Consider the following 12912-nt stretch of genomic DNA (forward strand, 5'->3'; position numbering starts at 1 on the left):
TGATCAGTGCAGGCTGCGGGCGACCGCCAGCAGGTCCTGCTCGTCCAGCACGGTGCCGGTCGCAGCACCTCGGATCCCGCCGACGTCCGAGCAGACCTGCAGCCCGCTGTCGGGCGTCGGTGCCCAGGTCACGCACCGCGTAGTGGCGGTCTCGGTCACCGTGGCGTCATGCCCGTCGACGGTGGTCGTGTCGACGACGGCGGCGCCGGGGACGACGTCGGCCGACGGTGCCGCGACCACGGTCAACCGGTCGCCGGCCGCGTTACGGTAGAACCGCCCCAAGGTGATCGGCGACAGTGCCCCAGGACGATAGTCCAGCGTGGCCGACGACATGGGGTCGGTCGCCTGCGGGTAGGGCTCCGAGTAACCATCTGGGAGGTAGCCGGCCGACGGCACGATCGTGGTGAACACCGCGATCGGCTTGCCGGTGGCCGCGTCGACCAAGCGCCGGGAACCGAGCGGCGTGTCCGTCCCGAGCACCGCGGCAGTGTAGGGATCGCTTCCACACCCGTGACCGACGCTGACCGGTGGGCGCGTGGGAGCGGCGCCACCTGAGACGGATACCTCGATCTCCTTGGCCGGGACGGCGCTGCCGCTCTCGAGCGTGCGGCTCGTCAAGAGGACGGTCACCTCGGTCGCGGTTTCCTGCACGCTCACGTCCGCCTGCTGGCAGGTCCCCGCCGGTTGGCTGATCACGATCATGAGCTGCTTGGGCGCATTGGAGGTGGCCGAGGTGATCGCGCCGATGATGGACGGCGCGTCCGACGGGCCGCCCGACGCCGGAGTGGCGGCCTGGTGCGAGTCCGATCCGCGGGCAACGGCGACGAGCCCGGCGCCGCCGGCGACCACGACGACGACTGCGGCCGCCGCCCACCACGCGGTTGACGGCCGCCGAGATCGCGTCGCCGCGGCGAACGCGGCGGCGAAGTCGGGTACTGACGGGGTCCGATCGGCGTCGGCCCGCAGCCGGGTGTCGAGGTCAGTCATCGCGGTAGTCCTCTCCGAGTTCTCGGCGTAGCCGGGCTCGGCCGTCGGCGAGCGTCGACTTGACGGTGCCGGCGCTGCAGCCCATCGCCTCGGCGATGTCGGCGACCGGCAGGCCGGCGTAGTAGTGCAGGGCGACCATGGTTCGTTGCCGTTTGGTGAGTCGGAGCAGTGCGCGGCGCAGATCGACGTCACCCTCGGTGTCGATCGAGGCAGCGGTGCCGTCGAGGAGCACGGCATCGGACCGGACGCGGCGGTATCCCTTGCGCGCCTGGTCGGCGACGATCGCGAGTAGCCAGTTACGCGCCGTGCCGCGCTCCGGGTCGAACTGTGACCACTTGCGCCAGGCCGCGGACAGGGCTTCCTGCAGCACGTCCTCCCACTGCCCGGCCGGGGAAAGCACCCGCGCGAGCCGGGCCATGTCTGGCCAGTGCGGCTCGGCGGTCGACGCGAAGGCGCGCTCCTGCGCGCTGGTTCGCGCCGCGGGACGGCCGGAGGCGATCACGTCGATGTCTTTGATCGCTTCCACACCCCTATCTACCCGCGCGGGGCCCGATCGGTTGGGTCGGCGCTCGGGCGAACCGCGCTCACCCGGGTACGGGCATGACCAGGACCTCGAGCAGGTGCAGCAGCTCGGCCGCCGGATCGGCGGTGAGTCCGGTGTGTACCGGTCCGGGCTGCACGACCGTGCTGCGCGGTGCGGTGAGCCAGCGGAACCGCCGCCCGATGTCCTCGGCCGCGGCGGGGCCTGCGCCCGAGGCGGTGCAGGTGTCGGCCAGCGAGTGCAGGACGGAGTCGATCTGGGCGACGTCGGCGTCGGGATGCAGGTTCTGCAAGCGCGCGGCGTCCAGGTGTACCGCGGCGCCCAGGTAGTCCAGGTCGCGGCAGTAGACCAGCACGCCGGCGTTGATCGACTCGCCGCGTTCGACCCGCGGGACGACCCGCAGCGTCGCGTACTCGAACGGGAAGCGGGCGCCGGTCATCGCAACCGCCATGGCCGAGCGGCGCGGCGCTCCCGGCGCTGCGGCCCGGCGGCGACCGCGTCACGAAGCGGGGGCAACCAGCCGTCCCGCGCGGCCAGCCGCGACCGGAAGAAATCGAGGTAGGCCGCACGCACGTCGGCCGGTGACCCGAAGCCCGGCTCGCCGGCCAACCACTCCTCGGGGACCTGGTCGACAGCAGCGGCGACCACCGGATCGCTGATCGTCAGTTGGCCGGCGGCGCCGAGGTCGGGCTTGGAGCCGATCAACACGTGCTCGCTCGCGTCGTAGGGGCGGGCTGCCGCCTGCTCGGCGGAGGGCCAGTTGTGGTGGAACGTCAGCGCCGCGCCGTGGTCGATGAGGTACGGACGGCCGTGCCAGAACAGCATGTTGGGGTTGCGCCAGGACCGGTCGACGTTGGCCACCAGCGCGTCGAACCACAGCACCTGCCCGGCGAAGCCCGGGTCGATGTCGAATGCCTTCGGGTCGAGGTCGAGGGCACCGGGCAGGAAGTCGACACCCAGGTTGAGCCCGGCGCTGGCCCGAAGCAGGTCCTGCACCTCTTCGTCCGGCTCGTTGGCCGCCAGGACGGGATCGACCTCGACCGTCACGAGAGCGGGGACGGGCAGGCCGAGGGCAGCGGCCAGCGAGCCGACGATCACGTCGGCGATCAGTGCCTTGCGCCCCTGGCCGGCGCCGATGAACTTCACGACGTAGGTGCCCAGGTCGTCGGCCTCCATGAGCCCGGGCAGCGAGCCGCCCTCACGCAGCGGCGTGACGTAGCGCGTCGCGGCGACCGAAGGGAGCACGGTCCCGGAGCCTAGTGGCCTCGCGGAGTTCGTCGATCTTCCTGCATCTCCAGCCTGGTCGGGCTGCTGCTGTAGGAAGATCGTTCTGCAGTGAACTGATCAGCTTGCCGCGGCCAGTGCCTCGCGAAGTTCGTCCGCCGTCAGAGGCGCGCCGTACGCGGGCTGGTCACGGTCGAATCGGCGCCCTTCTGCGAGCGGCCCGGCGTCGACGACATCGAAACCGAAGCCCTCGATGAGGTCGCGGACGAACTGCTTGGCACCGTCGTCATCGCCGGCGATGGGCAGTGCGCGCCGGTTCGGCGTTCCGGCCGGCCTGGCGTGGTCGCCGATCTCGGCCGCGCGGATGCTGTTGAAGGCCTTGACCACCTTCGCGCCGGCGAGGTGCTCGGCCAGCTTGCCGCTCGCGGTGGCCGCGCCACCGTCGACGTCGGGGTAGTGACCGTCGCGCTCGAAGTAGTAGTTGTTGGTGTCGATGACGATCTTGCCGACCAACGGCTCCACCGGCACCTGCGGGTAGTTCTTGAAGGGAATCGTCACGACGACGATGTCTCCGGCGGCAGCGGCCTCGTCGCTGGTCGCCGCCCGCGCCTGCGGTCCGAGTTCGGCGACCAGATCGGCCAGCGTCTCAGGGCCGCGTGAGTTGCTGAGCACCACCTGGTGCCCGTGCGCGATGGCCTGCTTCGCAATTGCGTGACCGATGTGGCCGCTGCCGATGAACCCGATCGTTGTCATGGCCGCACAACGCGGTGCGCGGCGAGTGCTATTCCGGTCGCCGGTCCCGGTTCAGGCGATCGCGCCGGCGTTGCGGAGTTCGGCCAGTTCGCTCTCGCCGTACCCGAGCTGCGCGAGGAGGTCCGCCGTCGAGCTGCCGATCTCCGGCACCGGCCCGGCCGCGCCGGGCGTCACCGAGAAGCGGGGCGCGGGACCGGGCATCGGCGCGCCCGCCACCGACGTGAACGAGCCGCGAGCCACGTTGTGCGGATGTTCGAGCGCCTCGGCCAGCGTGAGCACGGGCGCCACACAGGCATCGAGCGGCTCGAACACCGCGGCCCACTCATCGCGCGTCCTGGTGCGAAACGTCTCGGCGAGCACCTTCTTGCACTCGTCCCAGTCCTGCGGGGCATACGGCGTGGGGGTGCTCGCCTCGTCCAGCTGCAGCGCGGCGAGGAGCGCTGACCAGAACTGCGGCTCGATCGCGCCGACCGCCACCCACTTGCCGTCCGCGCATTCGTAGCAGCGGTAGTTCGGCGCGCCGCCGTCGAGCATGTTGGCCTCGCGCTCGTCCTTCCACCCGCCGCGGGAGACGAACGTGCGCGTCATCGAGCCGAGGTAGGACGCACCCTCGGTCATCGCCGCGTCCACGACCTGCCCCTCGCCGGTGGCCCGTGCGTGCAGCAGCGCGGCGAGCAGGCCGGTCGCCAGGAACATCGCCCCGCCGCCGAAGTCGGCGACGTAGTTGGCCGGGGGAACGGGCGGTCCCTCGGCCGGACCGATGCCGTGCAGCAGCCCGGTGATCGCGAGGTAGGTGATGTCGTGCCCCGCTGTCGGGGCGAGCGGGCCCGACTGCCCCCAGCCCGTCATCCGCCCGTAGACCAGCCTCGGGTTGGCGGCCAGCACTTCGTCCGGGCCGAGGCCCAGCCGTTCGGCGACGCCGGGCCGGAAGCCCTCGATCAGGGCGTCGCACGACGCGGCCAGCTTGAGCGCGACGGCGGCGCCGCCGGGCTTGCGCAGGTCGAGCGCGATGGAGCGGCGACCGCGGCCGAGCGGGCTGGCGGCCAAGGCATCGCCCAGACCCGCCGCGCCGGGCAACCGGTCGATCCGGATCACCTCGGCGCCCAGGTCGGCCAGCAGCATGCCGAGGAAGGGCACCGGCCCGATGGCCGGCAGCTCGAGAACTCGCACTCCGTCAAGCGGACCGGCCACAGCCACCCTCACCTTTCGACGTTGTCCCGGCCCCGTCCGGACCTACGCGGACGAGGCCGGGACAACTCGCGGAGACCTGGAGGTCAGAACGTCTCGTTGTTCTCGGCCTTCTTGCGCAGCAGCGGGTTCGGCTCGAAGCGCGCGCCGTACTTCGCGGCGAACTCGTCGGCGCGGGCGACGAACGCCGCCACGCCGCCGGGGAAACCGTTGATGTACTGCAGCACCCCGCCGGTCCACGGCGGGAAGCCGATGCCCATGATCGACCCGATGTTGGCGTCGGCCGTCTCGATGATGACGTTCTCCTCGACGCAGCGCGCCGATTCGACGGCCTCGATGACCAGCATCCGCTCCTCGAGCTCATGGATGTCGACCTTGGACGGGTCGCCCTGGATCGGGAAGTGCTCGGCGAGCCCCGGCCACAGACCGGTGCGCTTGCCCGACTCGTCGTAGTCGAAGAAACCGGCGCCGCGCAGGCGGCCCGGGCGGCCGAGCTCGACCATCTTCTCGACGATCGCCTCGGCCGGGTGGGCGACGTAGCCGTCGCCCGCGGCCTCCTTGGCCTCGTTGCGGATCTTGAGGAACAGCTCGAGGTTGAGCTCGTCGGCCAGCTGCAGCACCCCGACCGGGTAACCGGCCTGCGTGGTCGCCTGCTCGATCGTCGACGGGGCGATGCCCTCACCCAACATGGCCAGGCCCTCGTTGACGAACGTGCCGATGACCCGTGAGGTGAAGAACCCGCGGCTGTCGTTGACGACGATCGGCGTCTTCTTGATCTGGGCCGAGTAGTCCAGCGCGCGGGCGAGCGCCTCGTCCGAGGTCTGCTCGCCGCGGATGATCTCCAGCAGTGGCATCTTGTCGACCGGAGAGAAGAAGTGCAGCCCGATGAAGTCCTGCTTGCGCTGCACGCCGTCGGCCAGGATCGTGATCGGCAGGGTGGACGTGTTCGAGCCGAGCAGCGCGTCCGGGTTGACGACGCCCTCCGTCTGCTGGAAGACCTCGTGCTTGAGCGAGACCTTCTCGAAGACCGCCTCGACGACGAGGTCGCAGCCGGCCAGCGCCGCGTAGTCGTCTGTCGGCGTGATCCGGGCGAGGATCTCGTCGGCCTTGTCCTGCGCCATCTTGCCGCGCGACACCGCCTTGTCGAGGATCTTCTGTGAGTACGCCTTGCCCTTCTCGGCCGCTTCGAGGGAGACGTCCTTGAGCACGACGTCGATGCCGTTGCGCGCGCTGACGTAAGCGATGCCGGCGCCCATCATCCCGGCGCCGAGCACGGCGACCTTCTTGGCCGGCCGCTTCTCGAAGCCGGCCGGGCGCGAGCCGCCGCCGTTGATCGCGTTCAGGTCGAACCAGAACGCCTGGATCATGTTCTTCGCCGTCTGACCCTTGGCCAGGTTGACGAAGTAGCGACCCTCGATCGCGAGAGCGGTGTCGAAGTCGACGGTCGCCCCCTCGACGGCGGCACACATGATGTGGTGCGGCGCCGGCATCGGGGCGCCCTTGAGCTGCTTGCGCAGGTTGCCGGGGAACGCCGGCAGCATGCCGGCGACCTTCGGGTTGGACGGGGCGCCACCGGGCATCCGGTAGCCCTTGGCGTCCCAGGGCTGCTCGGTGGCCGGGGTGGCCTTGATCCAGTCGCGGGCCTTGGCCAGCATCTCGTCCGGCGTCGCGGCCAGCTCGTCGACGATTCCCAGCTCGACGGCCTCGGCGGGCTTGTAACGCGTGCCCTGCAGCAGGACCTTCATCAGGCCGTCGGCGATGCCGAGCAGCCGGACGATGCGCGTGACGCCGCCGGCGCCGGGCAGCAGGCCGAGGGTGACCTCGGGCAACCCGAACTGCGACTTCGGGTTGTCGAGTGCGATGCGCCGGTTGCAGGCGAGCGCGATCTCGAGGCCACCGCCGAGCGCGGCGCCGTTGAGCGCCGCGACGGTCGGCTTACCGAGCTTCTCGAAGCGCCGGAAGTCGGCCTTGATCTTCTCGACGCCGGCCGCGAACTCGTGCGCGTTCTCGTCGGTGACCTGGGCCAGCAGCTTCAGGTCACCGCCGGCGAAGAACGTGTCCTTCGCCGAGGTGACGATGACGCCGGCGACCGTGTCCTTCTCGGCCTCGAGGCGGTCGACGACCGAGGCGAGCGACGAGCGGAAGTCGTCGGTCATGGTGTTGGCCCGCTGGTTCGGGTCGTCGAGGGTCAGCGTGACGATGCCGTCCGCGTCCTGGTCCCAGCGGATCGTGTTCTCAGACATGTATGTGGTCTCTTCCGTTGGTTTCGGTCGCGGGTCAGATGCGCTCGACGATGGTGGCGACACCCATGCCGCCGCCGACACACAGGGTGGCCAGGCCGTAACGCAAATCGCGCCGCTCGAGCTCGTCGACCAGCGAACCGAGGATCATCGCGCCGGTGGCGCCGAGCGGGTGGCCCAGGGCGATGGCGCCGCCGTTCACGTTGACCTTCTCGTGCGGGACGTTCAGGTCGCGCATGAACTTCATGACGACTGCGGCGAAGGCCTCGTTGACCTCGAACAGGTCGATTTCGTCGACGGTCAGGCCGGCCTTGGCCAGCGCCTTCTGGGCCGACGGCGCCGGGCCGGTCAACATGATCGTCGGCTCGGAGCCGACGACACCGACCGAGACGATCCGGGCCCGGGGGGTGAGCCCGTTGCCGGTGCCCGCCTTCTCGCTGCCGATCACCATGACCGACGCGCCGTCGACGATGCCGGACGAGTTGCCCGGCGTGTGGACGTGGTTGATCTTCTCGACCCAGTGGTACTTCTGCAGAGCCACGGCGCCGAATCCGCCCATCTCGGCGACGGCGGCGAAGGAGGGCTTGAGGCCGGCCAGCGTCTCCACGGTGGTGCCGGCGCGCGGGAACTCGTCATGGTCGAGCAGCACCTGGCCGTTGAGGTTGACGACGGGAACGATCGAGTTGGCGAAGGTGCCGTTCGCGATCGCCTTGGCCGCGCGCAGCTGCGACTCGGCGGCGAAGGTGTCGACGTCCTCGCGGCTGAAGCCTTCCAGCGTTGCGATCAGGTCGGCGCCCACCCCCTGCGGGACGAAGCCGGTTGCGTACGCCGTCTCCGGGTCCTGGGCCCACGGTCCGCCGTCGGAGCCCATCGGCACGCGCGACATCGACTCGACCCCCCCGGCGAGGATGAGGTCCTCCCAGCCCGAACGCACCTTCTGGGCGGCGATGTTGACGGCCTCCAGGCCGGAGGCGCAGAAGCGGTTGAGCTGGAAGCCCGGACCGGAGGTCTCGTACCCGGCGGCGAGCGCCGCGGTACGCGCGATGTCGGCGCCCTGCTCACCGACGGGGGAGACGCAGCCCAAGATGACGTCCTCGACGTTGGCCGGGTCGAGGCCCACGTTGCGCTTGCGCAGCTCGTCGAGCAGCCCGACCACGAGGGAGACCGGCTTCACGCTGTGCAGCGAGCCGTTGGCCTTGCCGCGGCCGCGCGGTGTCCGCACGGCGTCATAGACAAATGCTTCGGTCATGTTCTGTTCCGTCCTGTCTGGTGCTGATCGTGCGGGGCCGGTGCTGGCCGGGGAGCGGACTGCTGGTGCCTGATACTCCCAGTCTTACTGTCACAGTCGCCAAGTGCCAGTGATTGTGTCCCTGTGCACCCGGAACCGTCTACGCTCGGCGCGTGAGCAGCGTGGAGGCGGCGATCGACGGGGAGTTGACCGTCGACGAGCTGGCGGCGCGTACCGGGATGACGGTACGCACGCTGCGTTTCTACGCAAGCGAGGGGCTGTTGCCGCCGCCACAGCGGCGCGGCCGGGTCGCCTACTACGACGCGCGGCACCGGCTGCGTCTCGACCTCATCCGGACGCTGCAAGAGCACGGCTACACCTTGTCGGCGATTCAGCGCGTGTTGGCCCGGATCCCGGAGAACGCGACGCCGGCCGAGTACGCGGTCCAGAGCGCGGTGCTGACGCCGTGGCTGCCGGACCAGACAGAGGAGCTGGACCGCGCCGGTCTGGAACGGCGGATCGGCCAACGGATCGAGGACGAGCAGGTCGACTACCTGGTCGCCGTCGGCGCGCTGGAGCGGCACGGGGACGGGATGTTCCGGGCTTCACCGGCCCTGCTCGGCCACGCCGCGGAGCTCATGCGGCTACCCGTGCCACAGTCGGTGCTGCGTGAGTCGGCCGAGATCATCGACGAGCACGCGACCGCGGTGGCCGACGGGCTGACCGACCTGTTCGCGCGCGCCATCTGGGGGCCCTACCAGCGCGGCGAGATAGATCACGAGCAGGTGGTGGCGATCCTCGACCGGATGCGCCCGCTGGCGCTGCAGGGGCTGCTCGGCGCCTTCGCCCGGGCGGCGGACGCCGCCGCCCACCGCCGCCTCGAATCCTGACGCGCTACCGACATGCAATAGCGGCGCGGCCGCCCCGCTATTGCACGTCGGTCCGTCGTCCACAGGCCAGTCCGGGCCGGCAGCCACCGCGAGAGGCTTGTCGAGTGGCTGGGTATGCCCTGAACGATCCGCGGTTGATCATGACGTGGACGGAGCTTCGAGCCCGCGGTTGGTCGCCGGACGCCATCCGCGCGCAGGTTTCCGCCGGCCGCTGGCGCCGTTGGGGATACGCGATCGCCCTGCACAACGGACCGCTCACCAGGCAGCAACGCTGGCATGTGGCCCGTGTCCACGGCGGACCGCGAGCCCTGCTGAGCGGATTCACCGCCGCCGAGGCATTCGGCCTCAGCGGCTGGGAGCGGGAGACCGTCGACCTGGTCGTTCCCCTCGGCGCCCGGCGCAGCTCACGGTGTCCGGTCGCCTTCCGGCTGCACCGGCGACGCGAGTGGAGCGAGGTGCGGTTGGCACCCCAGCGCGGTGTGCACCACCGAGCTGACGCCATGGTGGTCGCCGCGAGCACCTTCGACTCGCCGCGCCCGGCCTGTGGGCTGTTCGCGGCCGCTGTTCAGCAACGCATAGTGCGACCGGATGACCTGTCCGATTCACTGGCCCGGATGTCGCGAACCCGTCACCGCGCGGCGCTGACGAGCGCGGTGGCCGACATCGCACAGGGTGCCGACGCGCTGAGCGAGATCGACCTGGTGCGGCTGTGTCGCCGCTTCGAGCTGCCGGCGCCGATCCAGCAGGCCGTCCGGAAGGAGCGCGGGGGTCGCCGTCGCTACCTCGATGCGAGCTGGCGGCGCCGCGACGGCCGCCTCGTGGTGGTCGAGGTCGACGGCGCACTGCACCTGAGCGCAAGACGCTGGTGGGACGACCAGCTGCGGCAGAACGAGATCACCCTCGACGACGCACTGGTGCTGCGCTTCCCGAGCGTGATCGTAAGGACCCAGCCCGGCGTCGTGGCCGCGCAGCTTCGCCAGGCGCTGTTGCTCTGACCTGCGATCGCGGGCTCACAACCCCGCGATTGCATGTCGACCTCATTTGCGGCGGGTGCAGAGCTTGTCGGGGTCGGGTTCGTCGGGATCGGTGCTGCACACCGGCGGCAGCGCCTTGGCGATCGCGGTCGCCAGCGGCGGCAACACCGTCCCGCCCTGGTACTTGGTCGGCACGGTGATCGAGATGTACGGCCCGCGGTCGACCGTCGTGTAGACGTTGCCGTCCCGGCTGCGGGTCACGTCGAAGTAGGGCCCGGCCAGGTCCCCGCCGTTGATGAACTCCGCGCTCGAACCGGCTGTCAGCGACTTCGGCCGGTCGACGCCGCAGCGCAGCACCACCGCCGGATCGCCCCAGGCCGCGACGTACGGCGATTCGGTGTGGACGACCCGAGGGTTGAGGGCTCCGAGCTGCACCGGTAACTCGGCCAGCACCTTCGCGCACGGAGCCGCCTCGGCCGCACCGAGCGGCGGCGCCGGGGCCGTCACCGGGGGCGGCGCGCCGGCCGTCGGATCGGTCGTCGAGTCCGAACCCGAGCCGCCGCCGCCGAGGGCGACGATGCCGATCGCGACCACGGCGACGAGCGGCAGGGTGACGCCGGTGGCGATGAGGGCCGCCCGGCGGTGGACGGGATCTATCGCGGGACTCCGGTCAGAGGTGGACGACCGGGCAGGTCAGCGTCCGGGTGATGCCGGCGACCGACTGCACATTGGCGACGACCAGCTTGCCGAGCTCGTCGACGCTGGCCGCCTCGGCCCGCACGATCACGTCGTAGGGGCCGGTGACGTCCTCGGCGCTGGCGACGCCGGCGAGACCACTGATCTGCTGGGCGACCGAGGCGGCCTTGCCGACCTCGGTCTGGATGAGGATGTACGCGCTGACGCTCACGTGCCTGCCTTCCGAATGACTCGCGGCCCGGCGCGCCGTCCGGCCGTTCGCGGCGCGTCCTAGGCTCGTCGAGATGTGCGGACCGGTAGAACGTAGCGCAGGCGCGGCTCCGGCAGTCCCAGTCATCACCGCCCTGGGCCCGAACCCGTCCGCCCGATTGTAAGGAGCAAGATCATCACCGTTTCCGACGCCGGCGAATTCGGGCTGATCGCGCGCGTCACCGAAGGCCTCGAGACGGTCGAGAGCACCCTGATCGGCCCGGGCGACGACGCAGCCGTGGTGGCCGCGCCGGACGGCCGGGTCGTCGCATCCACCGATCTCCTCGTCGAGGGCCGGCACTTCCGCCGCGACTGGTCGACGGCCGAGGACGTCGGGCACAAAGCCGCCGCGCGCGCGTTCTCCGACATCGCGGCCATGGGTGCCCTGCCCACCGCGTTGCTCGTCGGCTTCGCCGCTCCGGGCACGCTCGAACTGTCGTGGGTGGACGGGCTGTTGGCGGGCCTGCGCCAGGAATGCGCGCACGTCCAGGCCGCCATCGTCGGCGGCGACGTCACCGCTGCCGACTGCATCACCATCGCGCTCACCGCGCTCGGGGACCTGCAGGGCCGCCCGCCGGTCACCCTCGACGGGGCGGCCCCGGGGGACTTGGTGGCGCTGTGCGGACGGGTGGGCTGGGCGGCAGCCGGGTTCGCCGTCCTCGGCCGCGGGTTCCGGTCGCCGGTGCAGGTCGTGGCCGCGCACCGCCGTCCCGAACCTCCGTACTTCGAAGGGCCGAACGCGGCTGCCCTCGGTGCCACCGCGATGACCGACGTCAGCGACGGGCTGGTGGCCGATCTGGGACACGTCGCGGCCGCGAGCGGGGTGCGGATCGACCTGCGGGCCGACACGCTCGATGTGCCGGCCAAGCTGCGCGAGGTGGGCTCGGCGCTCAACGTCGACCCGATGGTCTGGGTACTCACCGGCGGCGACGACTACGCCCTCGCCGCCACCTTCCCCAAGGGGACCGACCTCCCCGAGCCGTGGCGGGTGATCGGCACGGTCGCCGAGGGCGAGGGCGTCCGGGTCGACGGGCGGCGGTGGCCCGTGGGCGGTCACGAGCACTACCGCTGAAGCGTGTCGGGCCCGGCTCGTATGGTTCCGACGTGCCGTTCGAGATCGAGATCCGTCCCTACGACGACCCCGACGTGACGCGACTGGTGGCCGAGGTGCAGGCGGAGTACGTCGTCATGTACGGCGGCCAGGACGCCGCAACGGTCGACCCGGCCGAGTTCGCGCCCCCGGACGGGCTGTTCCTGGTCGGCCTGCTCGACGGGGTCGCGGTGGCGACGGGCGGTTGGCGCCGCCTGGCCGATGCCGAGGGTCAGGCCGAGATCAAGAGGATGTACGTCGTCCCCGCTGCTCGACGGCGCGGGCTGGCCGAGCGGGTCCTCGCCGAACTCGAGCGGACCGCGGCCGAGGCCGGGCTCACCTGCCTCGTGCTCAACACCGGTCCCGAACAGCCGGCCGCGGTCGCGATGTACGAGCGCAACAGCTACGCGCCGGTGACCCCGTTCGGCCACTACGCCTGCCACCCGCACGCGCTGTTCTTCGGCAAGGCGCTGCCCGCGCCGCAGTTGCGATGAGCCGGGAAAGCGAACGGCCCGCCTCGCAATGCGAGACGGGCCGCGAAGCGGTCGGGATGGGGCTCAGCCGCGGGTGACCTTGCCGGCCTTGAGGCACGAGGTGCACACGCTCATCCGACGGCGGATGCCCGGAGCGACGAGCGCCCGCACGGTCTGCACGTTGGGGTTCCACCTGCGGTGGGTACGGCGGTGCGAGAACGAGACCGACATGCCGAAGCCCGGCCCCTTGCCGCAGACATCGCAGACGCTGGCCACTGGAGACTCCCTGTTGATCGATCAAGACGAGTTGATTGACGAATCCGCGCGCACCCGAAGTGATGCGGGGCAACCGGAGAAGTCTAACGTCTGCGGCTCGTCG

At 71.0% G+C, this 12912-nt stretch carries 15 protein-coding genes; 4 read left to right on the forward strand and 11 right to left on the reverse strand.

The window, feature by feature from the left end; translation table 11 throughout:
- Positions 1 to 3 precede the first annotated feature (3 nt).
- From ABR571_RS15065 to ABR571_RS15100, 8 genes are all read right to left on the reverse strand, one after another.
- Positions 4 to 987, reverse strand: a complete 984-nt coding sequence (locus tag ABR571_RS15065; protein ID WP_409454022.1) for a hypothetical protein — start codon at positions 985 to 987, stop codon at positions 4 to 6.
- Entirely contained in the window at positions 980 to 1513 is a 534-nt protein-coding gene (locus ABR571_RS15070; RefSeq protein ID WP_409454023.1) for an RNA polymerase sigma factor, read from the reverse strand. The genes ABR571_RS15065 and ABR571_RS15070 overlap by 8 nt, the downstream gene beginning before the upstream one ends.
- Positions 1514 to 1571: 58 nt before the next feature.
- Complete coding sequence (locus ABR571_RS15075) at positions 1572 to 1967, reverse strand: DUF3037 domain-containing protein (RefSeq protein WP_409454024.1); 396 nt, start codon at positions 1965 to 1967, stop codon at positions 1572 to 1574.
- A complete protein-coding gene (locus ABR571_RS15080) occupies positions 1964 to 2773 on the reverse strand; it encodes a HipA family kinase (RefSeq protein WP_409454025.1) in 810 nt (269 codons plus the stop codon). Before ABR571_RS15080 ends, ABR571_RS15075 begins: the two co-directional genes overlap by 4 nt.
- Before the next feature lie 99 nt (positions 2774 to 2872).
- Positions 2873 to 3505: an NADPH-dependent F420 reductase gene (locus ABR571_RS15085; protein ID WP_409454026.1), complete on the reverse strand. Its 633-nt coding sequence runs from the start codon at positions 3503 to 3505 to the stop codon at positions 2873 to 2875.
- A 51-nt stretch (positions 3506 to 3556) separates the two neighbouring features.
- Positions 3557 to 4675, reverse strand: coding sequence for a CaiB/BaiF CoA transferase family protein (locus ABR571_RS15090; protein WP_409454027.1), 1119 nt, complete (start codon positions 4673 to 4675; stop codon positions 3557 to 3559).
- Between the two features lie 104 nt (positions 4676 to 4779).
- Complete coding sequence (locus ABR571_RS15095) at positions 4780 to 6936, reverse strand: 3-hydroxyacyl-CoA dehydrogenase NAD-binding domain-containing protein (RefSeq protein WP_409454028.1); 2157 nt, start codon at positions 6934 to 6936, stop codon at positions 4780 to 4782.
- Positions 6937 to 6970: 34 nt separating this feature from the next.
- Positions 6971 to 8182: an acetyl-CoA C-acetyltransferase gene (locus tag ABR571_RS15100; RefSeq protein ID WP_409454029.1), complete on the reverse strand. Its 1212-nt coding sequence runs from the start codon at positions 8180 to 8182 to the stop codon at positions 6971 to 6973.
- A 152-nt stretch (positions 8183 to 8334) separates the two neighbouring features.
- On the opposite strand from ABR571_RS15100, the gene ABR571_RS15105 reads away from it, so the two are divergent.
- Both ABR571_RS15105 and ABR571_RS15110 read left to right on the forward strand, forming a co-directional pair.
- Complete coding sequence (locus ABR571_RS15105; RefSeq protein ID WP_409454030.1) at positions 8335 to 9051, forward strand: MerR family transcriptional regulator; 717 nt, start codon at positions 8335 to 8337, stop codon at positions 9049 to 9051.
- A gap of 104 nt (positions 9052 to 9155) precedes the next feature.
- Positions 9156 to 10046, forward strand: coding sequence for a hypothetical protein (locus tag ABR571_RS15110; protein WP_409454031.1), 891 nt, complete (start codon positions 9156 to 9158; stop codon positions 10044 to 10046).
- 42 nt (positions 10047 to 10088) lie between these two features.
- Here the strand turns inward: ABR571_RS15110 and ABR571_RS15115 are convergent, their stop codons facing one another.
- Positions 10089 to 10619, reverse strand: coding sequence for a DUF3515 domain-containing protein (locus ABR571_RS15115; protein WP_409454032.1), 531 nt, complete (start codon positions 10617 to 10619; stop codon positions 10089 to 10091).
- A gap of 76 nt (positions 10620 to 10695) precedes the next feature.
- Positions 10696 to 10932, reverse strand: a complete 237-nt coding sequence (locus tag ABR571_RS15120) for an Lrp/AsnC ligand binding domain-containing protein (RefSeq protein ID WP_409454033.1) — start codon at positions 10930 to 10932, stop codon at positions 10696 to 10698.
- A gap of 171 nt (positions 10933 to 11103) precedes the next feature.
- Here ABR571_RS15120 and ABR571_RS15125 point away from each other — a divergent pair, with 171 nt between their 5' ends.
- Positions 11104 to 12042 carry a thiamine-phosphate kinase gene (locus ABR571_RS15125; protein WP_409454058.1) on the forward strand — a complete coding sequence of 313 codons (939 nt, stop codon included), beginning with the start codon at positions 11104 to 11106 and terminating at the stop codon, positions 12040 to 12042.
- Positions 12043 to 12074: 32 nt separating this feature from the next.
- Positions 12075 to 12554 carry a GNAT family N-acetyltransferase gene (locus ABR571_RS15130; RefSeq protein WP_409454034.1) on the forward strand — a complete coding sequence of 160 codons (480 nt, stop codon included), beginning with the start codon at positions 12075 to 12077 and terminating at the stop codon, positions 12552 to 12554.
- Between the two features lie 63 nt (positions 12555 to 12617).
- Here the strand turns inward: ABR571_RS15130 and rpmB are convergent, their stop codons facing one another.
- Positions 12618 to 12809 (reverse strand): 50S ribosomal protein L28, encoded by a 192-nt coding sequence (gene rpmB, locus ABR571_RS15135; RefSeq protein WP_409454035.1) that lies wholly within the window; start codon positions 12807 to 12809, stop codon positions 12618 to 12620.
- Positions 12810 to 12912 lie beyond the last annotated feature (103 nt).

Source organism: Jatrophihabitans sp., from assembly GCF_046262535.1.
Classification (GTDB): domain Bacteria; phylum Actinomycetota; class Actinomycetes; order Mycobacteriales; family Jatrophihabitantaceae; genus Jatrophihabitans.